General features: G+C 69.6%; 18 protein-coding genes. 3 read left to right on the forward strand and 15 right to left on the reverse strand.

What is annotated here, in order from left to right; translation table 11 throughout:
* The 8 genes from M8R19_RS29995 to M8R19_RS30030 form a co-directional block, all read right to left on the reverse strand.
* Positions 1-933 (reverse strand): ABC transporter permease, encoded by a 933-nt coding sequence (locus M8R19_RS29995; protein WP_249919771.1) that lies wholly within the window; start codon positions 931-933, stop codon positions 1-3.
* On the reverse strand, positions 930-2651 hold the full coding sequence (locus tag M8R19_RS30000; protein ID WP_249919772.1) for an ABC transporter substrate-binding protein: 1722 nt from the start codon (positions 2649-2651) through the stop codon (positions 930-932). The genes M8R19_RS29995 and M8R19_RS30000 overlap by 4 nt, the downstream gene beginning before the upstream one ends.
* A gap of 130 nt (positions 2652-2781) precedes the next feature.
* Complete coding sequence (locus M8R19_RS30005) at positions 2782-4845, reverse strand: TonB-dependent receptor family protein (protein ID WP_249919773.1); 2064 nt, start codon at positions 4843-4845, stop codon at positions 2782-2784.
* 679 nt (positions 4846-5524) lie between these two features.
* Positions 5525-7237, reverse strand: a complete 1713-nt coding sequence (locus tag M8R19_RS30010) for a dipeptide ABC transporter ATP-binding protein (protein ID WP_249919774.1) — start codon at positions 7235-7237, stop codon at positions 5525-5527.
* Complete coding sequence (locus tag M8R19_RS30015; protein ID WP_249919775.1) at positions 7237-8094, reverse strand: ABC transporter permease; 858 nt, start codon at positions 8092-8094, stop codon at positions 7237-7239. The genes M8R19_RS30010 and M8R19_RS30015 overlap by 1 nt, the downstream gene beginning before the upstream one ends.
* Positions 8091-9074, reverse strand: coding sequence for an ABC transporter permease (locus M8R19_RS30020; RefSeq protein ID WP_249919776.1), 984 nt, complete (start codon positions 9072-9074; stop codon positions 8091-8093). The genes M8R19_RS30015 and M8R19_RS30020 overlap by 4 nt, the downstream gene beginning before the upstream one ends.
* Entirely contained in the window at positions 9071-10723 is a 1653-nt protein-coding gene (locus M8R19_RS30025; protein ID WP_502943030.1) for an ABC transporter substrate-binding protein, read from the reverse strand. The genes M8R19_RS30020 and M8R19_RS30025 overlap by 4 nt, the downstream gene beginning before the upstream one ends.
* A 102-nt stretch (positions 10724-10825) precedes the next feature.
* The gene (locus tag M8R19_RS30030) at positions 10826-10990 is read right to left on the reverse strand and encodes a hypothetical protein (RefSeq protein WP_249919777.1); all 165 of its coding nucleotides are present in this window, start codon (positions 10988-10990) and stop codon (positions 10826-10828) included.
* Positions 10991-11108: 118 nt separating this feature from the next.
* Here M8R19_RS30030 and M8R19_RS30035 point away from each other — a divergent pair, with 118 nt between their 5' ends.
* Positions 11109-13208 (forward strand): TonB-dependent receptor domain-containing protein, encoded by a 2100-nt coding sequence (locus M8R19_RS30035; protein ID WP_283939775.1) that lies wholly within the window; start codon positions 11109-11111, stop codon positions 13206-13208.
* 37 nt (positions 13209-13245) lie between these two features.
* Here the strand turns inward: M8R19_RS30035 and M8R19_RS30040 are convergent, their stop codons facing one another.
* The gene (locus M8R19_RS30040) at positions 13246-13815 is read right to left on the reverse strand and encodes a TetR/AcrR family transcriptional regulator (RefSeq protein ID WP_249919779.1); all 570 of its coding nucleotides are present in this window, start codon (positions 13813-13815) and stop codon (positions 13246-13248) included.
* A gap of 112 nt (positions 13816-13927) precedes the next feature.
* Positions 13928-15112, reverse strand: a complete 1185-nt coding sequence (locus M8R19_RS30045; protein ID WP_249919780.1) for an acetyl-CoA C-acyltransferase family protein — start codon at positions 15110-15112, stop codon at positions 13928-13930.
* A gap of 101 nt (positions 15113-15213) precedes the next feature.
* Between M8R19_RS30045 and M8R19_RS30050 the strand changes: the two genes are divergently transcribed.
* Positions 15214-16272, forward strand: a complete 1059-nt coding sequence (locus tag M8R19_RS30050) for an AraC family transcriptional regulator (protein WP_249919781.1) — start codon at positions 15214-15216, stop codon at positions 16270-16272.
* An 85-nt stretch (positions 16273-16357) separates the two neighbouring features.
* Entirely contained in the window at positions 16358-17218 is an 861-nt protein-coding gene (locus M8R19_RS30055; RefSeq protein WP_249919782.1) for a CAP domain-containing protein, read from the forward strand.
* A gap of 534 nt (positions 17219-17752) precedes the next feature.
* On the opposite strand, the gene M8R19_RS30060 is transcribed toward M8R19_RS30055, so the two are convergent.
* The 5 genes from M8R19_RS30060 to M8R19_RS30080 form a co-directional block, all read right to left on the reverse strand.
* Positions 17753-18148 carry an NUDIX hydrolase gene (locus M8R19_RS30060; protein WP_052267932.1) on the reverse strand — a complete coding sequence of 132 codons (396 nt, stop codon included), beginning with the start codon at positions 18146-18148 and terminating at the stop codon, positions 17753-17755.
* A 405-nt stretch (positions 18149-18553) separates the two neighbouring features.
* On the reverse strand, positions 18554-20170 hold the full coding sequence (locus M8R19_RS30065; RefSeq protein ID WP_249919783.1) for a gamma-glutamyltransferase family protein: 1617 nt from the start codon (positions 20168-20170) through the stop codon (positions 18554-18556).
* A gap of 18 nt (positions 20171-20188) precedes the next feature.
* Entirely contained in the window at positions 20189-21277 is a 1089-nt protein-coding gene (locus M8R19_RS30070; RefSeq protein ID WP_249919784.1) for a polyamine ABC transporter substrate-binding protein, read from the reverse strand.
* A gap of 17 nt (positions 21278-21294) precedes the next feature.
* Positions 21295-22074: an amino acid ABC transporter ATP-binding protein gene (locus M8R19_RS30075; RefSeq protein WP_043318903.1), complete on the reverse strand. Its 780-nt coding sequence runs from the start codon at positions 22072-22074 to the stop codon at positions 21295-21297.
* Between the two features lies 1 nt (position 22075).
* Positions 22076-22846, reverse strand: a complete 771-nt coding sequence (locus tag M8R19_RS30080) for an amino acid ABC transporter permease (protein WP_058489249.1) — start codon at positions 22844-22846, stop codon at positions 22076-22078.
* Positions 22847-22858: the final 12 nt, after the last annotated feature.

Consider the following 22858-nt stretch of genomic DNA (forward strand, 5'->3'; position numbering starts at 1 on the left):
TCATGCCTCGCTCACCCGCGGGTCGACCAGGGCGTTGAGCAGGTCCACGGCCAGGTTCACCAGCACGTAGATCGCCGCCGCCAGCAGGGTGATGCCGAGCACCACGGGCACGTCCTTGTCGTTCACCGCGTTGAGCATCAGTCGGCCGATGCCCTGGCGGGCGAACAGGTTCTCGGTGATCACCGCGCCGCCCAGCAGCGCGGCGAAGACGAAGCCGGACAGGGTGATCAGCGGCGTCAGCGCATGGCGCAGGGCGTGGCCCAGGCGCACGCCGGCCTCGGACAGGCCGCGGGCGCGGGCCATGGCGATGAAGGGCTGTTCGAGGATTTCCTCCAGCTCCTGGCGCAGCACCTGGGCCAGCACCGCGGCCACCGGCAGGGCCAGGGTTAGGATCGGCAGCACCAGGCTCTTCCAGCCGCGCGAGCCGGTGGGCGGCAGCCAGTGCAGCTGGAAGGAGAACACCAGCAGCAGGAGGATGCCGAGCACGAAGCTGGGCATGGACGACAGCAGCAGCTCGCCGCCGGAGGCCAGGCCGCGGGCCCAGGGCGCGCGGTTGGCGGTCAGCACCGCCGCGCTCACCGCCAGCAGCACCGCGGCCAGCGCCGCCCACAGGGCCAGCTGGGCGGTGGCGCTGACCTGCCCGGCGATGGCCTGGGCCACCGGGATGCGCAGGCGGTACGACTCGCCCAGGTCGCCCTGGACCAGGCGCCCCAGGTAGTGGGCGTATTGCACCGCCAGCGGCTGGTCCAGGCCGTAGTCGCGGCGCACCTGGGCGATGGCCTCGGCGGTGGGCATGGCGTCCGGCCCGCCGAGGATGGCCAGGGCCGGGTCGCCACCGCTGACGTTGAGGGCGACGAAGGTCAGGCTGGCGGCGCCCCAGAGCACCGCCAGGCCGCCGAGGAAACGCCAGAGGATGCGGCGCAGGGCTTTCATGGTTGCGGCTCCCGGTCCAGCCAGACGCTGGTGAAGAAGGGCACGTTGTGCGAGCTGTCGAACACCACGCCCTTGACGTCGCGGCGGTAGGCGATGGTCAGCTGGCTTTCGTACACCGGCACCGCCGGCACCACTTCGGTGAGGCGCTGTTGGGCGGCGCTGTACAGGCGCTGCTGCTCGGCCGCGTCGGTGCTGCGGCGGGCGCGGGCGAGCAGGTCGTCCAACTGGGCGTCGCGCAGGCGCGCGCTGTTCTGCCCGATCAGCTTCGGCGTGGCGATGGAGTTGCTGTGGTAGAGGATGTACAGCCCGTCCGGGGTGTTGGTGTGCCAGTAGCCGCCAACCAGCGCCTGGTAGTCGCCGGCGTAGCGCAGGTCGTTGACCTGGGCCTGGGGCAGCACGCGCAGGCCCAGGTCGATGCCGATCTTCTTGGCGTCGGCCTGCATGGCCACCGCCACGTTGGCCGGCAGCGCCGGGCTGTCGATCATCAGCAGGGTGGCGGCCAGGCGCCGGCCGTCGCGGCTGCGGTAGCCCTCGGCGTCGCGCGCGGTCCAGCCGGCTTCGTCGAGCAGGGCGTTGGCCGCGGCCACGTCGTAGCTCAGCGCGTTGCGCCAGGCCGGGTCGTAGAAGCGGGTGTTGGCGGCGAGGAAGTCGGCCTTGACCTGGAATTCGCCGAAGCCGCTGATCCAGGCCAGGCCCTCGCGGTCGATGGCGCGGGCCAGGGCCTTGCGCACGCGCACGTCGTCGAAGGGGAAGCGTTCGACGTTGAAGGTCAGGCTGCGCACCGGGTTGCCCTTGCGGATGCGGCTGCGCAGCACCAGTTGCGGGTCCTTGCGGATGGCCTGGGCGTTCTGCGTCGGCGCGTCCAGGGTGAAGTCGTACTGGCCGGAGACCAGCGAGCTGTAGCGGATCAGCGCCTCGGGCACGAAGCTCAGTTCCAGGCGCTCCAGGTAGGCCGGGCCCTGGTGGCGCAGCACCGGCGGCGCCCAGTGGTAGCCGGCGCGGCGCACGAAGCTGGCGCCCTGGTCGCGGGTGTAGCTTTCCAGCACGAAGGGCCCGGAGCCCACCGGGTGCGCGGCGATGGATTTCGGGTCTTCGAGGATCTGCTTCGGCGAGATCATCCCCAGCCAGGACTGCGCCAGCACGTCGAGGAAGGGCGAGTAGGGCTCGCGCAGGGTGGCCTGGAAGGTGTACTCGTCGAGCACCTTGCCCGACTGGTAGGGCGCGATGTAGGCCGCGGCCAGCGGCGACTTGGTGGCCGGGTCGCGCATGTGTTCGAGGTTCACCCGCACCGCTTCGGCGTTGAACTTCGTGCCGTCGCTGAAGCTGACGTCGTCGCGCAGGTGGAAGGTGTAGGTCAGGCCGTCCGCGGAAATCTCCCAGGATTTGGCCAGCCAGGGCGACACCTTGCCCTGTTCGTCCTGGTACACCAGGCAGTCGTAGAGGATGCGCCCCAGCCACTGCACGTTGCCGTGGGAGAGGGCGTGGATGTCGAAGGAATAGGTGTCCAGCGCCGCGCTGGCGCGCAGGGTGCCGCCGGGCTTGCCGGGGGCCTGCTCGTGGAAGTCCGCGGCGGGGTAGCTGAGCTGGCCGTCCTTGAGGGTGCCGGTGTCGAGGGCGGCGCCGCCGGCGCCGGGCCCATCGTCGGCGGCCGGCGAGCAGCCGGCCAGCACGGCGGCCAGCAGGGCGCCGGCCGCCAGGGGCAGGAGTCTGTCGATCATGCCGGCCTCCGCGGGAGGGCCGGTGGGGTGTGCGGTGTCGATGGCATCTACGATGTCCCTGTTGCCAGGCGGGCGGCGGATCGCGCCGCCCGCGTCAGTGCGCGCCGCCCCGGTCGGGTGGCGCGGCCGGTCAGTAGCGCAGTTCGAGGCCGACGTAGGCGCCGATGCCGTCGCCCGGGTAGAGGGCGGCGACGTCCTTGCCCTTGGCGTCGTACTGCGGCGCCACGGCGGTCACGTACTTCTCGTTGGCGAGGTTCTTGAGGTCGAGGGAGACCTTCCAGTCCTTCTTCGGCGCCTCGTAGCCGACCCCCGCGCCGAAGATGGTGTAGGAGGGCGCGTAGAAGCTGTTGGCGTAGTCCACCGCGGTGCGCGAGGCGGATGTCACGTTGACGCCGCCATAGAAGCCGCTGGGGTGCTGGTACTGCAGCTCGCCCTGGTAGACGTGCTTGGGAATGCCCGGCAGCTGGTTGTCGCCGAAGGTGTCGTCGTGGCGGTAGTAGAAGTCGTTGTAGGTGTACGCCTGGCGCCAGCTGATCTTCTCGCCGACGCTGTTTTCCCAGAGCAGGGTGTTCAACCCGGCCTCGACGCCCTGGTGGATGGTCGGACTCTCGGCGTTGAAGGCCGAGGTGACCGCGGCGGTGGTGGCCGTGGCGGGAATGATCTGCACGTTCAGCAGCTCGTCGCGGATCCACGAGCGGTACAGCGCCAGGCTGCCGTCGAAGATGCCGTGGGAGCCCTTGATGCCGACCTCCAGGGTGTTGGCCTTCTGTTCCACCAGCGGCTTGACGAAGGGCGTGGCGGCCGACGAGTTGGAGTACTGCCAGGACGCCGGCGGGTCGATGGAGCGGCTGAAGTTGCCGAACAGCTGCAGGTCCGGCGTCAGCTGGTAGCGCAGGCCGATGCGCGGCGCGGCGCTCCAGTTCTCGTAGGTGTCCTTGCTCGGGTAGCCGCTGGTGTTGCTGGTGTTCACGTACTTGATGTCGGTGCTGCGGCGCACGTTGATGAAGGACAGGCCGGTGGTCAGCCAGAGGTCCTCGGTCAGCTCCAGGTCGTTGCCGAAGGAGAAGACGTGGTCGAAGGACGAACCGTAGTCCACCACCTTCACCGGCTGCTTGTTGGCCCGCGTCGAGTCGACTCCGCCCTTGATGTGCTCGGTGGAGGTGAAGGCCGCGCTGGAGCGGCTCTCGTGGCCGAACCACTGGTCGCTGCGCGCGTAGTTGAGGACGAAGCTCAGGTCGTGCCAGTCCCAGTAGCTGGGGTTGGTCGGGCTGTCCGGGCTGTTGTTGTGCGGGTAGTCGTAGTAGACCAGGCCGACGTCCAGCCTGGAGTCGTCGTCGAAGGTGTAGGTGGTCTTGCTGCCGACCCAGGTGCTGCCCGGCCGGCGGCTGCCGGCGCCGCTGCTGGCGGCGGTGGGGCTGGCCTTGTCCGGGTCGTGCTTGAGCTGCTTGAGGGTGATGGCGCTGGGGTCGTTGTGGTACTCGTCGCGGTAGCGCACCAGCAGGCGCGTCTCCAGCTTCGGGTTGAAGCGGTAGCCCAGGTTGAGCACCACGCCCTGGCTCTTCGACAGGCTGTAGTCGCGGTAGCCGTCGTTGCGGTAGTTGTCGACGTTGGCGTAGTAGTCGAAGCCGCCGACCACGCCGCCGGCGCTGAGCACTTCCTTCTGGTAGCCGTAGCTGCCGGCCTCCACCCGCAGGCGGGTGCCGGGCGCGGTGTAGCCGGTCTGGTTGACGAAGTTCACCGCGCCGCCGAGGGTCAGCGCGCCGTACTGGAAGGCGTTGGCGCCGCGCAGGATCTCGGTGTAGTTCACCCCCGAGCCGTTGAGGAACTCGTAGGGCGTACCGCCCGGGCCGGTCAGCGGCAGGCCGTCGAAGAGGAACTTGATGCCCTCGCGGAAGTAGCCCGGCGAGGTGTTGGCGCCCGAGCCGCGGATGGAAATCTTCGCCGCGTCGTTGCCGCCGGTGGACTGCACGAACACGCCGGGCTGGTAGGCCAGGGTGTCCTGCAGGTTGGCGGTACGGCCCTTGGAAAGCTGCTCGCTGTCCACCACGCTGACGCCGCCGGGCACGTCGGCGAGCTGGCTGCGCGCCGCTTCCACCGGGGTTTCCTTCTGTGCCTGCACCACTACTGTCTGCAGGCGGGTACCGCTGTTTTCCTTATTGCTGTCGCTGGCATCGCTGCCTGCGGTTTCGGCCATTGCCTGGGTCCCCACCAGCAATACCGCCGAACCGAAACTTGCCGACCAGAATGTTGCCCGGCGAATAGCCACGGCAAGTTTCCCCCACTCACCCCCAGAATAATTAACCACCAACTTCGAATCCTCATGGAATAGATAAAGTAATTGGCTTTCTATTCGTATAGTCATGCTCAATCTGTACTTGAGCAGGACTCGTGCCAAGTGGTTAAGTCCTTTTAAATCAATGTGTTGGTGGTTTTTATGGGTTTTTGTCTGCTTGCGTTGGATCAACAGGTGCTGATGTTCTGTTGGTTTGTGCGCAGTGTTTGGGTTATATGCAAATAACGGGGTGTTGGGTGGCGGGAAGTTGTATTGCGGGGGCGGGGGAAGTTGTGGTGGTTTTTGTAGGAGCGAGCTTGCTCGCGAACAGGGCCAGCCGGTGAGACTGGTGTGGGAGGCTGACTCTGTACCCTCTCCCCAGCCCTCTCCCTGAAGGGAGAGGGGGCCGTTCGGTGTGCTCTGGTGGTCTGGCTTAAGCCGGAAGTTGCAGGAGTGTGCTGATGCCGCGATTGGCAGAGGACAGTCCCCTCTCCCTTCAGGGAGAGGGTTAGGGAGAGGGCGCTCTTCAGGACAGGCACCGCCTCCGACCGGCAGAACCCCGTTCGCGAGCAAGCTCGCTCCTACAACAGCAGCGCCCCCTTCAAACTGCCAACCCCCATAACCAGCGCTCTTCGAACGGCGGCGCCAGGTCGACGCTGGCCGGTGCCAGCTGCGCCACCTTCGGGCGGCCCTCGGCCGGCAGTTGCGGCACCGAGGCCAGCAGGCGCTGGGTGTAGGGATGCTGCGGGTTCCGCAGCACCGCCTCGGTGGGGCCGGCCTCGACCACCTTGCCCTGCAGCATCACCAGCACTTCGTCGCTGAGGTGGCGGATCACCCCCAGGTCGTGGGAGATGAACAGGTAGGCCAGGCCCAGTTCGTCCTGCAGGTCGGCCAGCAGGTCGAGCACCTGGGCCTGCACCGAGACGTCCAGCGCCGACACCGGTTCGTCGCAGATGATCACCTTCGGCTGGCTGGCCAGGGCGCGGGCGATGGCCACCCGTTGCCGCTGGCCGCCGGAGAGTTGCAGCGGGCGGCGCTGCGCCAGTTCCGCCGGCAGGCGCACCTGACGCAGCAGTTCGGTGATGCGCGCCGGGCGCCGCGCGGCTTCCAGGCCACCGGCCTGGAGGGCGTCGTCGAGCACCTGGCCGACGCTCCAGCGCGGGTCGAAGGAGCTCAGCGGGTCCTGGTAGATCACGCTGATGTCGCGCCGCCGCGGGCGCCGTTCGCGCTCGGCGATGCGCTGCGCGGCGGCCGCGTTCCAGGGCTGGCCGGCGAATGCCACGCTGCCGGCGTCCGGCTCCAGCAGGCCGAGGGCGATGCGCGCGGCGGTGCTCTTGCCCGAGCCGGATTCGCCGACGATGCCCAGGGTGCGCCCGGCGTGCAGGCGGAAGCTGACGTCGTCGAGCACCTGGCGCCATTGCTGGTCGGGGCCGCGGTAGCGCTTGCCGAGGCCGCGGGCTTCCAGCAGCACCTGCGGCTGTACTGCCTCCGCGCGGCGCACTGCGGGAGCCGCGCCGGGCGTCAGCCGGGTGCCGCGCGGGCGGTTGGCGGGGATCGCCTCCAGCAGGCTGCGGGTGTAGGGGTGGCGCGGCGCGTGGAGAATCTGTTCGATCGGCCCCTGTTCCACCACTTCGCCGTGGCGCAGCACCAGCACCTCGTCGGCGAGCTGGGCGACCACCGCCAGGTCGTGGCTGATCAGCAGCAGCGAGTCGCCGCGCTCCTTCACCTGCTGCAGCACGCCGAGTATCTGCGCCTGCACGGTGGCGTCCAGCGCGGTGGTTGGCTCGTCGGCGATCACCAGGCCCGGGTCCAGGGCCAGGGCGCTGGCGATCAATGCGCGCTGGCGCAGGCCGCCGGAGAGTTGTTCGGAGCGCTGCCGGGCGCGCAAGGCCGGTTCCGGCACGCCGACCTTCTCCAGCAATTCCAGCACCCGCTGCTGGCGGCTGTGGCGGTCGCCCCAGCGGTGGGTGGCGAGCACTTCGAGGATTTCCTGGCCCACCGGGCGCAGCGGGTCCAGGGACACCAGGGCGTCCTGCAGCACGAAGCCGATCTCGCGGCCGCGCAGTTCGCGCCAGCGCCGCTCGTCCAGGGCCAGCAGGTCGCGCCCGGCGTATTCCAGGCGCCGCGCCTGCACCCGCGCGCCGGCGCCGGCCAGGCCCACCAGGCTGCGCGCCAGCACGCTCTTGCCCGAGCCGGATTCGCCCACCAGCGCCAGTGCGCGGCCCGGCGGCAGGGTGAAGGACAGGCGGTCGAGCACGCGGTGCTCGCCGAAATGCACGGACAGGTCTTCGACTATCAGCGGTTGGCGCGGCATCAGCGGCGGCCCTCCAGGCGTTGTTGCAGGTAGCGCCCGGCGACCGTGGTCGACAGGGTGGTGAGGACGATGAACAGCCCGGGGAAGAAGGTCAGCCACCAGGCGTTGACGATGAAGTCGCGGCCCATGGACAGCATGGTCCCCCATTCCGGCGCCGGCGGCCGCGCGCCCAGGCCGAGGAAGCTCAGCGCCGAGGCCCAGACGATGGCGTGGCCCACGCCCATGGTCAGGGTGACGATCAGCGGGCGCATGGCGTTGGGCAGTATCTGCCGGGCGATGGTGCGCCACGGGTCGTGGCCCAGGGCGCGGGCGGCCTCGATGTAGCCGGCGTGGCGCACCGCCAGCACCTGGCCGCGGACCATGCGCGCGTAGCCCGGCGCGCTGCCGATGCCGGTGGCGATGATCAGCGGGCCGATGCCGCTGCCGAAGATGGCGACGAAGAGCAGCGCGAGGATCAGGCTGGGGAAGGCGAACAGCACTTCCAGCAGCCAGCCGATGCCGCGGTCCACGGCGCCGCCGGCCAGGCCCGCGGCGAGCCCCAGGCCGATGGCGATGCTCATCGCCAGGGCGGTGGCGGTGAGGCCAATGGTCAGCGACTGGCGCGCGCCGTGGATGACCCGCGCGTAGATGTCGCGGCCGGACTGGTCGGTGCCGAACCAGTGGGCCCAGCCCGGCGCGCTGAACGCCTCGCGCGGCTGGATGGCTAGCGGGTCGCCGTGGGCGAACAGCTGCGGGAACAGCGCGGCGGCCACCAGCGCCGCCAGGAAGGCCGTCGCCAGCAGCGCCGGCCAGGGCAGCGCGCGGGCCTGCCGGCGCGGCGCCAGGGGCAGTTCGAGTGTGGGGGCGAGTTCGCTCATGCCGCGCTCCTTTGCAGGCGGGGGTCGACCAGCTCGTAGAGCAGGTCGACCAGGATGTTGGCCAGCACGTAGCCGGCGGCGACCACCAGGGTGATGCCCAGCACCAGCGGCAGGTCCTGGCTCTGCACGGCCTGGAACAGCTGGCGGCCCAGGCCCTTGCGGGAAAAGATCACCTCCACCACCACCGAGCCGCTGAGCAGCGCGCCCAGCGCCCAGCCCGACAGCGAGATGGCCGGCAGCACCGAGTGGCGCAGGGCGTGGCGGTAGCGCACGGCGCGGTCGCTGAGGCCGCGGGTGCGCGCGGAGAGGATGAAGGGCTGCTCCAGGGTGATCTCCAGGGCCTCGCGGGTGACCTGGCCGATGAACCCGGCTAGCGGCACCGCCAGCGCCAGGGCCGGCAGCACCAGGCTGCGCAGGCCGTCGCTGCCGGCCGGCGGGAACAGTTGCAGGCCGAAGGCGAAGGCGGCCAGCAGCAGGATCGCCAGCCAGAACTGCGGCAGCGCCGCGGCGAGGGTCTCCAGCAGCGAGGCCAGGCCGCCGAACCAGTGGCGGCGGCCGGCGCTGAGCAGCGTCCAGCCCAGCACCATGAGCCAGGCCAGGACCAGGGCGGCGAAGGTCAGCTGCAGGGTGGGGCCGGTCTGTTCGGCGAGGATGCGCGTCACCGGCAGGTGCTGCGAGTAGGACACCCCGAGGTCGCCGCGCAGCAGGTGGCCCAGGTGGATGGCGTACTGCACCGCCAACGGCCGGTCCAGGCCGTATTCGCGGGTGGCCTCGGCGATGGTCTCCGGGGTGGGGTTGCCGCTGGGGCCGCCGAGGATGGCCAGCACCGGGTCGCCGGGCATCAGGCGCAGGGCGAAGAAGGTCAGGCTGGCGGCGGCCCACAGCACCAGCAGGCCGCCGAGCAGGCGCCAGGCGGCGTGGCGGGCCAGGCGCAGCAGGCGTTCGCGGCGCGGGTCGGGTGCGGTAAGGGGCTGGCTCATGGGTTCACCCAGGTGTCGTAGAGGGAGGTGACCGCCAGCGACGGCTCCAGGCGCACGCCGTGGGCGCGCTTGTAGATGCCCAGGCGGGTGCTCTGCGGGTAGGTGGTCAGCTGCAGGTACTGGCTGGAGGCGAGGGCCTGGGCCTGGTGGTACAGCTCGCGGCGGCGCTCGCCGTCCTGGGTGGCCAGGGCCTGTTCCACCAGGGCGTCGAAGCGCGGGTCGTCGAAGCCGGCGGTGTTCTGGTGGTAGCCGCGCACCCCGGCCGGGCGCAGGAAGGCCGAGCCGAAGATGATCCGCAGCACGTCCGGGGTGTTGGTGTTCCAGTAGCCGATGCGGATGTCGTAGTCCCAGTCGGCCTGGCGCTGCTGGGCGAGCACGTCGCTCATCTGCTCGATGATCACCTCGAAGCCGGCGCGGCGGGCGGTGGCCTGCACCTGCTCCCACAGGCTGAATTCCGAAGGCGGCGTGCGGTTGCCCATGATCACGTGGACCTGCAGGCGCTTGCCGCCGCGGCTGCGGTAGCCCTCGGCGTCGCGCCCGGTCCAGCCGGCGGCGTCGAGCAACTGCTCGGCGCGCTGCGGGTCGTAGTCCTGGGCGTGTTCGAAGTCCGCGCTGTAGAAGGGCGTGGCCGGGCTGAGCGGGCCGCCGGCGCGGGGGAATTCGCCGAAGTACACGCTCTTCAGCGCCGCGTCTATGTCGGCCGAGCGGATGAAGGCCTCGCGCACGCGGAGGTCGTCGAAGGGCGCGCGGGTCATGTTGAGGGTGCCGTTGGTGGGGTTGCCGGGGCGCTGGGCGACCAGCAGCGACACCTCCGGGTTGGCCCGCGCGGCGGCGTGGGATTCCGGCGGCACGCTCTCGATCACGTCCACCTCGCCGGCCTGCAGCGAGGCGAAGCGCACCGAGGGCTCCTGGATGAACTTCCAGACGATGCGCTCCAGGTACGCCGGCCCCTGGTGCGCCGCGGTGGGCGGCGCCCAGTGGTAGTCGGGATTGCGTTCCAGCACCACCTGGCTCTGCCGGTCCCAGCGCACCACCTTGAACGGGCCGCTGCCCACCGGGCTCTCGCAGTTCTCGTCGCGCGGGCGGCGCAGCGCGGCGGGCGACTGGATGCCGAGGAAGCCCTGGGCCAGCACTTCGAGGAAGGCCGCGTAGGGCGTGGCCAGGTGCACCACCGCGGTGTGCGCGTCGGGCATGTCGGTGCCGCGGTACTGGCGCACGTAGCCGCCGGCGGTGCTGGACTGGGTGCGCGGGTCGACCATGTGGTCGAGGTTGGCCTTCACCGCGTTGGCGTCGAAGGGCGTGCCGTCGCTGAAGCGCACGTCGTCGCGCAGGTGGAAGGTGTAGCTCAGGCCGTCGGCGGAGACTTCCCAGCTTGTCGCCAGCCAGGGGCCGATGCGGCCTTGTGCGTCCATGGACACCAGCGAGTCGAGGAACTGCCGGCCGAGGAACACCTGGGGCATGTCGCCGGCGACGTGGGGGTCGAGGCAGATGGGTTCGCGGTCGGTGGCGTAGGTCAGGGTGCCGCCGCTGACCGGGGTGTCGCTGTGGGCCTGGTGGTCCTGCGCGTCGCGGCAGCCGCCGAGCGCGGCGGCGAGCAGCAAGGGCAGGGCGAGGGCCAGGGGCTGTGGGGGTGTTCGTCTGGGCTTCAAGCGTGGGCAGCCTTCTGCAGGTGGAAGACGGGGCGGCGTGCGCTCCGGGAGCGGCCGCCCAGGCTGCGTTGCACAAGCCATGCCCGGCCTGGAAGGCCCGTTTCAGTGGGGTTGCGCCTCGATTCCACGCTGCTGCGCGGGCAGTTTGTCGATTCGCTGTTGCTGGCTGAGCAGCGGGTGGTTGGCGGCGGGTTGTGAAGCGATCAACAGCGCGGCAACAGATGTTCCTTCGAGTACAGCGTGCTTTTTATTAACTGATTGATTCATAAGGAATTAATGCTTGGCATGGATTCTGCGAAAGCGCTGTCGAGCACGACTATGCGCATAGAGGCTCGCCCACTCATTGGAGGACCTAAGGAGCCTTGCCGTGCATTCGAAAAAAACCATGACCCGTACAACCCGCGCCGGCCTGGGGGGCCGGCTGCTGAGCCTCGGCGCCGGCCTGTGCCTGGCCGGCGGCCCGCTGTGGGCGGCCCAGCCGGAGGGCGCCGATACCCGCCTGGCCACCGTGGTGGTGGAGGGCGCCGCCCGCAGTGAGGCGCAGAAGGCCGAGGAGCGTTTGAAGAAGGTGCCCGGCGCGGCCGTGGTGGTGGACAACAAGGAAGTGGAGAAGGGCCGCGCGACCAACGCCGAGGACGTGTTCGCGCTGCAGCCGGGGATATTCGCCCAGGCCACCAGCGGCAGCGGGGCGAACAAGATTTCCATCCGCGGCTCGGGCCTGAACACCTTCTACCAGGGCTACGCGCTGGGCATCAGATACCTGTTCGACGGCCTGCCCATCACCGGCCCGGGCGGCACCCAGGAAGACTACCTGAGCATGAACGGCATCGATCACACCGAGGTGCTCTACGGTGCCAACGCCTTCGACTACGCGGCCACCAGCCTGGGCGGCGCCATCAACTTCGTCACCCACAGCGGCTACACCGCGCCGGGCAACTACCTGCGCCTGGAGGCCGGCAGCTTCGGCTACCGCAAGCAGCAGTTGAGCACCGGCGGGGTGGTGGACGACAGCGACTACTACGTGTCGATCTTCCACAACGAGCGCGATGGCTACCAGCACGACACCCCGAACAAGGGCCAGGAGCTGGTGGCCAACCTCGGCCACCGCTTCAACGAGCGCCTGGATACCCGGCTGATCGTGCGCTACCGCGAGGAGACGCTGACCCAGGGCAACACCCTGACCCGCGCGCAGATCAAGCACGACTCCAATTCCAACAAGGTGCCCACCGGGCGCAAGAAGGACGGCTCCACCTGGGTCGGCAGCACCACCACCTACCGCTTCGACGACGACTCGCGGCTGCAGGTGGGCTTGAGCGTCAACGACTACCCGCTGCTCAACGGCTGGCGCTACTCGGCCACGCCGCAGGACTGGCGCTCCACCGACACCAACCTGACGCTGCGCTACCTGCGCAGCCAGGACCGCCTGTTCGGCCTGCCCAGCGACACCACCCTGACCTTCAGCAGCACCCGCTCGCAGTTCGCCGACGTGAAGTCCCACAGCCGCGCCACCGGCCAGCTGCTGCAGCACACCGACTACACCGGCTCGCGGGATACCGTGTTCGCCTTCGGCAACGAATTGCAGCTGGACCCGCGCCTGTGGCTGGTGAGCGGGCTCTCGGCGATCAACATCGACCGCGACGTGAGCATCGAGTACAGCACCAGCGCCAACACCAGCGAGTTCCCCAGCGAGGTCAGCTACAACAAGTGGTACGCCGCGCCGCGTGTCGGCCTGCGCTACCAGCTGACGCCGGACATCCAACTGTTCGGCAACGCCAGCCGCTCCATCGACCCGCCGGTGACCTGGCAACTGGGCAGCACCAGCGTGCCGTACATCCGCCCGCTCACCCCGCAGAAGGCCGACACCCTGGAGGTGGGCATCCGCGGCAGCGTCGGGGTGGTTGACGGCAGCCTGACGCTGTACCGCTCCTGGGTGAAGGACGAACTGCTCTCGGTGGTGGTGCGCCAGGCCACCGCCACGGCGGATGCGCTGGTGGCCAACTCCAACGCCAGCCCGACCATCCACCAGGGCATCGAGGCGGGGCTGGGCATCCAGCTCTGGGAAGGCGCCAACGGCGACCGCCTGGACCTGCGCCAGGCCTGGACGCTGAACGACTTCCACTACCGCGGCGACAGCACCTTCGGCGACAACGAACTGCCCAGCCTGCCGCGCCAGGTGTACCAGGCGCAGCTGAACTACCAGCGGCACGACGGCTACTACGCCGAGCTCAACGCGCGGGCGGCCTCCAGCTACTACGTGGACTACGCCAACAGCCTGGGCGCGCCTTCGTACACGCTGTGGGGCGCCAAGCTGGGCTACCAGGCGCCGGGCCGGCGCTGGGAGGTGTTCCTCGACCTGCGCAACCTGACCAACGAGCACTACGCCACCGCGGCCAACACCGCCTACGACGCCAAGGGCCGGGACTCGGCCAACTTCTACCCGGGCGACCCGTTCAACGTCACCGCCGGGGTGGCCGTGCGCTTCTGAGCCGCCGCGGGGCCGGCGCCGTGCCGGCCCCGCCGCTTCAGGCGCCAGGCGCCAGCGCGGCGGTCAGCGAGCGCAGCAGGGTGGCGCAGCGCTGTTGCTGGTCCAGCGGGTAGCGGGCCAGCCACAGGGGTAGGTGTTCGAACAGTTCCAGGGTGGGCTGGCAGGCCTGGCCGGGGCTGGCGTAACCGGCGGAGCAGAGCAGCGCATCGAGCTTCTGGCCGAGCTGCCGACGCAGCCGTTCGACGCACTGGCGCTGTTCGTCGCTGAGGCAGCCGGCGTCGCGGGTCGCCAGCTGGAAGTGCAGGGGGTTGCTTTCGTACAACGCCACCAGGCCCTCGACCACCCGCTGCAGGGCGGCCTTGGGGCAGCCGCGCAGCCGGCGCTGGTCGAACAGCGAAAGCAGCGCCAGGTAGTGTTCCTCGATGAACTCCAGCAGCAGCTCTTCCTTGCTCGCGCAATGGCTGTAGAGCGAGCCCGCGGTCAGCTCCAGGTGGCGCGCCAGTTCGCGCAGGCTGACCTGGGCGAAGCCGCGCCGGGCGAAGAGCTCCAGGGCCTTGGGGCGGTTGCGCGCGAAGCGCGAGCCGGGGGAGGCGGGCGTGCTGTTCATCTGGGCACCTGTACGTCGTATCGTGCTGTCGCCGGGAAGGCGCGCCGAAAGGGCGGCCGGCCGCGGTGCGCCCGTTTCGTGGGTTGGGCGCCTCCGGGGCCGGCCGGCCCGATCAGACGCGTTCGAAGATCACGGCGATACCCTGGCCGCCGCCGATGCACATGGTGGCCAGCGCGTAGCGGCCCTGGATGCGCTGCAGCTCGTGGATGGCCTTGGTGGCGATGATCGCGCCAGAGGCGCCGATGGGGTGGCCCAGGGAGATGCCCGAGCCGTTGGGGTTGACCTTCTCCGGGTCGAAGCCCAGCTCGCGGCTGACCGCGCAGGCCTGGGCGGCGAAGGCTTCGTTGGACTCGATCACGTCCAGGTCGGCCACGCTCAGGCCGGCGCGCTGCAGGGCCAGGCGGGTGGCCGGGATCGGGCCGAGGCCCATCAGGGTGGGCTCGACGCCGGCGTGGGCGTAGGCCACCACCCGCGCGATGGGCTGCAGGTTCTCGCTCTTCACCGCCTCGGCGGTGGCCAGCAGCAGGGCGCTGGCGCCGTCGTTCAGGCCCGATGCGTTGCCGGCGGTGACGCTGCCGTCTTCGAGGAAGGCCGGTTTCATCTTCGCCAGTTGCTCAAGGTTGGCCTCGGCGCGCACGTGCTCGTCCACCTCGAACAGGCTGGTGCCTTTGCGGCTGCGGATTTCCACCGGGACGATCTGCCCGGCGAAGCGCCCTTCGGCGATGGCGCGGGCGGCGCGCTGCTGGCTCTGCAGGGCCAGGGCGTCCTGGTCCTGGCGGGTGATGCCGTGCTGCTTGGCGATGTTCTCGGCGGTGATGCCCATGTGGATGCCGTGCAGCGGGTCCTGCAGGGCGCCGAGCATGTAGTCGAGCATCTTCACGTCGCCCATGCGCGCGCCCCAGCGGGCGCTGGGCACCAGGTAGCCGGACTGGCTCATGCACTCGGCGCCGCCGGCGATGGCGACGCGCGAGTCGCCCAGCATCAGGCCCTGGGCGGCGCTGACGATGGCCTGCAGGCCCGAGCCGCACAGGCGGTTGACGGTGAAGGCCGGGGCCTCCTTGGGAATGCCGGCCTGCAGCGCCGCCACGCGGCTGATGTAGGCGTCCTTGGGCGTGGTGGGGATGACGTGGCCGAACACCACGTGCTCGACGCGCTGCGCGTCGCAGTTGGCGCGGGCCAGCGCGGCCTGGGTGACCAGGGTGGCGAGTTGGGCGGGCGGGGTGTCCTTGAGGGTGCCGCCGAAGGTACCGATGGCGGTGCGCACCGCGCTGACGACGAAGACTTCTGGTCTGTTCATGGGAAGGGCTCCTGGCAGAATGGCGAGCAGTCTAGAAGGCGATGCGGTGGCGTCCTATGCCAGAATTGCGCAGTCCCGGCTGACGAATTTGGACATATCGGATGATGAAACCCGCCCTGGGCCCCGAGGAACAGACGGCCACCCCGCGCCGGCGCGACTCGGTGGCGGCCTATTTCGTGAAGGCCGCGCTGCACCGCCTGGCCGACCGCCCGCAGCGCGCCGCCGAGCTGCTGGCGCAGGCCGGCATCGAGCCGCACTGGCTGGACGAGCCGCTGCACCGGGTGCCGGCGGAGGCGGTGACGCGCCTGTGGCTGCTGCTGACCGAGGAGCTGGGCGACGAGTTCTTCGCCTTCGATTCCGCCGGCCTGCCGCGCGGCGCCTTCGCCATGGTCTGCCGCAGCGTGCTGCACGAGCCGGACCTGGGCCGCGCCCTGCGCCAGTGCCTGGCTGGCTTCAACCTGTTCCTGCGCGATATCCGCGCGCACCTGGAGCTGCGCGGCAACCGCGCGGCCATCGTGCTGCACACGCGCATCGACGACGCCACCCTGCGCGGCGTGGCAGAGGAAATCTACCTGAGCATGGTCATCGGCGTGGCCTGCTGGCTGGTGGGGCGGCGCATCAATCCCGACCGCGCCCGCTTCGGCCACCCGCAGCCGCCCCACGGCGCCGAGCCGCTGCTGTGGGGGCCGTGGATACGCTTCGACGCCGATCACACCGAGCTGGAATTCAACGCCCAGCAACTGGCGTTGCCGGTGATCCGCAACTTCGCCAGCCTCAAGCAGTTCCTGCGCCAGGCCCCGGAGGGCGTGGTGGTGCGTTTCCGCAACCGTTCCGGGCTGTCGGCCAAGGTCTACCGCCGCTTGAAGGCCGGTGGTGACCTCGACTGGCCGTCCCAGGCGCAGATGGCCGCGCAGCTGGCGCTGAGCGAATCGGCCTTCCGCCGCCAGCTGGAGCGCGAGGGCTTTTCCTACCAGATGATCAAGCACGAGGTGCGCCGGGCGCTGGCCTTCGAGTGCCTGGATGATGCCAGCCTGAGCATCGCCGAGATCGCCGCGCGCTGTGGCTTCCAGGAGCCCAGCGCGTTCCACCGCGCCTTCCGCCAGTGGACCGGCATGAGCCCCGGGCGCTACCGCGCGGCCCGCGCCCAGGGCGGCGGCTGAACGGCGCCCGGCGGCGCTGAACCTTGGCCGGTGGCGGCAGTCTGAGGCTGGCCGTGTCGTCCATCAGCCGAGTCCACTGCCGTTCATGCGCCCCATCGCCCGTCGTCTGTCGTCGTGCCTGTCGTTCCTGCTCTGCCTTTCGCCCCTGCTGGCCGGCCCCGCCCGGGCCGGCGAGGAAAGCCGCCTGCTGGCGGCCATCAACGCCTACCGCGCGCATCCCTCGGGGTGTGGCGGAAGTATGCCGAGGCGGCTGGCGCCGCTGACGTCGCAGGCCAGCCTGGCGCTGCCGGTGGGCTTCGGCGGCGGCCTGCGCGAAGGCGTGCGGGCTGCCGGCTACCAGGCGCAGGTGGTGCGCAGTATTCGTCTGCTGGGTGCGGCCGATGCCGGGGAGGCCTTCGACATGCTGCGCGAGCGCTATTGCTCGGCGCTGCTGGACCCGCAGTTCGCCGATGCCGGCGTGAGCCGCGCCCGCGGCGAATGGCGCCTGGTGCTGGCGCGCTCGATGGGCGGCGGCAGCCTGGAGGACCCGCGCGCAGCGGGACGGGCGCTGCTGGCCCAGGTCAACGCGGCGCGTTCGCGGGCGCGGCTGTGCGGCGACCGGCGTTTCGCCGCGGCCCGGCCGCTGAGTTGGAGCCCGGCGCTGGGCGCGGCGGCGCAGGCGCACAGCCGGGCCATGGCGCGCGGCAACTACTTCGCCCACCGCGACCCCGACGGCGACACCCCGGCCGACCGCGCCCGCGCCGCCGGCTACCGCGGCCGCCAGATCGGCGAGAACATCGCCGCCGGGCAGGGCTCGACGAGCCAGGCCATGGCCAGTTGGCTGGCCAGCCCCGGGCATTGCGCCAACCTGATGAACCCGCTGTTCACTCAGGTCGGCGGCGCCTACGCCAGCGAGTCGCGCAGCGACCAGGGGGTGTACTGGACGCTGCTGTTCGGCGCGCCCTGAGGCAGCGGGCCTGCCCGCGTTTCGCGCGCAGGGCGCGCTCCTACATGGGAATGCGGTGGGTGGGGCTGCGCAGGAGCGGATCTCATCCGCGATAGCCGAAACCACCGGCGTCTTTCGTAGGATGGTGTTGAGCGAAGCGATACCCATCGCCGTGGCCGCATGGGTTTCGCCAAGGCTCAACCCATCCTACGAAAAGCGCCTCGGTGCAATCGGCAAGACAGTTGCTCCTACGATTGCGCCCAATCGTTGGGCGGAACACCGATGCCGGATGGCTCGCGCGGCCGGGGCCAATCGCGGACGGAGTCCGCTCCTACGTTACAGGTGAACACCGCCTTTCGTAGGAGCGAGCCGGGCCTGGCCGTACGGTAGGAGCGGATTCATCCGCGATCCCGCCGGCAGGGCCGGCGATGGGGAGGGGCGATGGGTATCGCTTCGCTCCACCCATCCTATGAAGGGCGCTTCGGCGCGGCCTGTAGGCAGTTGCGCCCAACAGGGGCCGGATGTGCCGTATTTTCGCGAGCCGGCCTGGCGGCGTCAGGCGCTGGAGGACTGCTGCGCCTGCGGGTTGCGGTAGTCCTTGAGCAGGCGCTTGATGGCCTTGTTGACGTTGCGCTTGGCCAGTTCGTCCAGGGAGAACCAGCGGCAGTCGGCAATTTCGTTCTGCGGCTGGGGGTTCTGCGGCTCGGGCAGGGCCGTTTCGAACACGTAGTGGAGGGTCTGGTACAGCTCCAGCGGAGCGAGGTAGGCCATGGCCTCCACCTGCAGACCGGTTTCTTCGGCCAGCTCGCGCTGGGCCGCCTGGCGCGGGGCCTCGTTGGCCTCGATGCGGCCACCGGGCAGGTTCCATTTGCGCCGGGCCTTGCGCACGAAAAGGATCTTGTCGTCCTGACGGCAGATCACTGTCGCCCGTTCCTTGATCGCACTACCCATGGGCACCCCCTGATACTGCTTGCCACATACATCTGTAATAGCAGACAACGCTTGTCATGAATTTGTCACAAAAAATAAGCAAGAACGGCGCCAGCCGGCGCGGCGCGCAGGATACGCAGGGGGGAAGGCAGCGTTCCATTTGAAACCGCTGATTCGGGCAATGGAAATTTCTGATCGGTCGGCGGGGGGATGGGCGGTTTTGGGGCGCGGTGTTCCGGCTTGCGCCGAGGTGCCTTTCGTAGGATGGGTTGAGCTTGCGAAACCCATGTGGTGGCGGTGATGGGTATCGCTTCGCTCAACCCATCCTACGGGAATGACCGAGCGCCGGCCTTGCCGGCGAAATCGCGGATAAATCCGCTCCTACATGGGAATGGCATGGCGCGTAGGAGCGGACTCCGTCCGCGATCAGCACACCGCGATATGCGAATCCGCCCGCGGTTCGGTGCCGCCGCAGAGCACGCCGGTCTGCGGGTCGCGGACGATGATCTGGCCGCGGCCGTAGTCGGTCAGGTCGCAGGCCACTTCCACCTCGTGGCCGCGGCGGGCCAGGGCGAAGGCGAGGTCGCGCGGGGCGCTCTGTTCTATGCCCACCTTCATCCCGCCCAGCCACTGCCAGCGCGGGGCGTCCAGCGCGGCTTGCGGGTTGAGGCCGAAGTCCACCAGGTTCATCACCATCTGCACGTGGCCTTGGGGCTGCATGTAGCCGCCCATCACGCCGAAGGGGCCGACCGCCACGCCGTCCTTGCTGAGGAAGCCGGGGATGATGGTGTGGAAGGTCTGCTTGCCCGGGGCCAGGGCGTTGGCGTGGCCGGGGTCGAGGCTGAATTCCGAGCCGCGGTTCTGCAGGGCGATGCCGCTGTCGGGCAGCACCACGCCGGAGCCGAAGCCGTGGTAGGCGCTCTGGATGAAGGAGACCATGTTGCCTTCGCCGTCGGCGGTGGCGATGTACACGGTGCCGCTGGCGTGCGGGTCGCCGTGTTGCGGCGCCTGGGCGCGCTCGCCGATCTCGGCGCGGCGGCGCGCGGCGTAGGCTTCGCTCAGCAGGGCGCTGGCGGCCACGCGCATGTGCTCGGGGTCGGTGATGTAGTGCAGGCCGTCGGCGTAGGCCTTCTTCATCGCTTCCAGCTGGCGGTGCCAGGTGAGCTGGCTGTCGCGCTGGTCGAAGTCGAAGCCCTGGAGGATGTTCAGCGTCATCAGGGCGATCAGGCCCTGGCCGCTGGGCGGGATTTCCCAGACGTCATAGCCGCGGTAGTTGGCCTTGATCGGCTCGACCCATTTCGGCCGGTAGCCGGCCAGGTCCGCCGCGCCCAGGTGGCCGCCGCTGGCCGCGGAATGCGCGGCCAGGCGCTGGGCGATGGCACCGCGGTAGAAGCTCTCGCACTTGGTCTCGGCCAGTTCGGCCAGGGTCCGCGCCTGGGCCGGGTTGCGGAACAGCTGGCCGGCGCGCGGCGCTTCGCCGTCGAGGGTGAAGGTGTCGAACCAGGCTTCCAGCACCGGTTCAGCGGTGCGGCTGGCCTGGTATTCGCGGCGGGCGATTTCCCACTGGTGGGCCACCACCGGCGATACCGGAAAGCCGTCGCGGGCCAGGGCGATGGCCGGTTGCAGCAATTCGGCGAAGGGCAGCTTGCCGAAGCGCGCGGACAGCTCGGCCCAGGCCGAGGGGATGCCCGGCACCGTGACCGGCAGCCAGCCGTGCACCGGCATCTTCCCGTGGCCGGCGGCCTTCACCGCGTCGATGGACAGCGAGGCGGGGGCGTGGCCGCTGGCGTCCAGGCCGTGCAACTGGTCCTTGACCCAGACCAGGGCGAAGGCGTCGCCGCCGATGGCGCAGCCGGTGGGCTCGACCACCGTCAGCGCCGCCGCGGTGGCGATGGCCGCGTCGATGGCGTTGCCTCCGGCGCGCAGCATGGCGATGCCGGCCTCGGCGGCCAGCGGTTGCGAGGCGGCGACCATGCCGTTGCGGGCGAAGACGCTCTGGCGCTGGGAGGCGTAGGGGTATTCGTGGGCGGAGAAGTTAAGCATGGCAGGGCTCTTCGAAGGTCATTGGCCGGTCTTGATGCGGGTCCACTCGCGGGTGATCACGCGCTGGATGTTCGGCGGCAGGTCGGCGGAGACGAACAGCTTGTCGATCACCGCGTCGCTGGGGTAGATGCCGGGGTTGTCGCGTACCTTGGGGTCGAGCAGGGCGGTGGCGTCCTTGTTCGGGTTGGCGTAGCCGACGTAGTCGCTCACCGGGGCGATCACCTGCGGTTGCAGCAGGTAGTTCACCAGAGCCAGGGCGCCGGCCGGGTTCTGCGCGTCGCGCGGGATGGCCAGCATGTCGAACCAGAGGTTGGCGCCTTCCCTGGGGATCACGTAGCGGATATCGATGTGCTTGCCGGCCTCCTTGGCGCGGCTCTGCGCCTGCATCACGTCGCCGGAGTAGCCGATGGCCACGCAGATGTCGCCGTTGGCGAGGTCGGTCGGGTAGCGCGAGGAGTGGAAGTAGGTCACCGAGGGGGCGAGCTTCTGCAGCAGCGCCGAGGCCTTCCTGTAGTCGTCGGGGTTGTGGCTGTTGGGGTCCAGGCCGAGGTAGTGCAGGGCCTGGGGGATGATCTTCACCGGCGCGTCGAGGAAGGCCACGCCGCAGTCGTGCAGCTTGGCCAGGTTCTGCGGCTTGAACACCAGGTCCCAGGAGTCCACCGGGGCGTCGGCGCCGAGCGCGGCCTTGACCTTGTCGGCGTTGTAGCCGATGCCGACGGTGCCCCACATGTAGGGCACGGCGTATTTGTTGCCCGGGTCGGCGGCTTCCAGGCGCTGCATCAGGCGCGGGTCGAGGTGGTTCCAGTTGGGCAACTTGCTGCGGTCCAGCGGCTGGTAGACGCCGGCCTTGATCTGCTTGGTGAGGAACTGGCTGGAGGGCACCACCAGGTCGTAGCCGGAGTGCCCGGAGAGCAGCTTGGCCTCGAGCATCTCGTTGGTGTCGAAGACGTCGTACTGGACCTTGATGCCGCTGTCCTTCTGGAAGTCCTTGAGGGTATCCGGGCCCATGTAGTCGGACCAGTTGTAGAAACGCACGAGCTTGTCGTCGGCCTGGGCGACGGCGCAGGCGAGCAGGCTGAGGCTGGCGAGCAGAACGCGGTGGCGCATGGCTTGTCCTTGTCTGTTCAGAGTACGCGGCTGAGGAATTCCCGCGTGCGCGGGTGATGGGGGTTGCCGAACACCTGGGCCGGCGGGCCTTCTTCGATGAGCTCGCCCTGGTGCAGCACCACCACGCGGTCGGCCACTTCGCGGGCGAAGCCCATCTCGTGGGTCACCACCACCATGGTCATGCCTTCCTCGGCCAGCTCCTTCATCACCTGCAGCACCTCGCCCACGGTTTCCGGGTCCAGCGCGCTGGTGGGTTCGTCGAAGAGCATCGCCTGGGGCTTCATCGCCAGGGCGCGGGCGATGGCCACGCGCTGCTGCTGGCCGCCGGAGAGCTGCGCCGGGTAGTGCTCGGCCTTGTCCGCCAGGCGCACCCGGGCGAGCAGGCGGCGCGCCTGTTCGAGGGCTTCGCCGCGGGGCACGCCGAGCACCTGCACCGGCGCCTCGATGATGTTCTCCAGCACCGTCATGTGCGGGAACAGGTTGAAGCGCTGGAACACCATGCCGATGTCGCGGCGGCGGCGGGCGATGTTGCTTTCCGAGTCGCGCACCAGCTTGCCGTCGGCGCGTTCGCGGTAGCCCATCAGCGCGCCGTTGACGCGGATGCTGCCGCCCTGGATGTCTTCCAGGTGGTTGATGCAGCGGATGAAGGTGGTCTTGCCCGAGCCGGAGGCGCCGATCAGCACCACCACCTCGCCGCGGTGCACGTCCAGGGACACGCCCTTGAGGATCTCCAGCTCGCCGAAGGCCTTGTGCACGTCGCGGGCCTGGATCACCACGTCTTTCGCGGTCGGGATCATCTCAGCGCCCCCTCAGCAGTTTCATGGCCTGCTGGCCGAACATCCGGCTCGGCGCCGCCGGGGCGTTGCCCTCGGACTTGCCGAAGCGTTTCTCCAGCCAGCGCTGGAAGAAGCCCCAGAGGGTGGTCAGCAGCAGGAAGTAGATGGCCACCACCAGGTACAGCTCGAACACGCGGAAGGTCGCCGAGGTGACCATCTGGGTGCTCAGCAGCAGTTCCTGCACGCCGATCACGCTGACCAGGGTGGTGTTCTTCAGCATCACGTTGAATTCGTTGCCCAGGGGCGGGACGATGACGCGGAAGGCCTGGGGCAGGACGATGCGCCGCATCAGCTTGGCGAAGGTCATGCCCAGGGACTTGCCGGCCTCGTACTGGCCCTTGTCCACCGCGCCGATGCCGGCGCGGATGATCTCGGCCATGTAGGCGCCCTCGTTGAGGCCCAGGGCGATGATCGCCGCCTGGATGTTGCCGGGCAGGACGAACAGCCCCAGGTCCAGGTCCTCGAAACGGAACACCCCGCCGGCGGCCAGCGCCGTGTAGAGGAAGACGATCTGCACCAGCAGCGGGGTGCCGCGCATCAGCCACACGTAGAAGCGCACCGGGTATTGCAGCAGCGGGTTGGACGACAGCCGCATCAGCGCCGCCAGCAGCCCGAGCACGCAGCCCAGGAGCATGGCGCTGACGGCGATCACGCAGGTCAGCCAGAGCCCGTACAGGTAGATGTCGCTCGGCTTGAGCAGGTATTGCCAGAACACGTCCCAGCTGAAGTTCATGGTCGGTCACCT

Origin of the sequence: Pseudomonas sp. R3.Fl (genome assembly GCF_023516765.1) — a bacterium.
GTDB classification, from domain to species: Bacteria; Pseudomonadota; Gammaproteobacteria; order Pseudomonadales; family Pseudomonadaceae; genus Pseudomonas; species Pseudomonas citronellolis.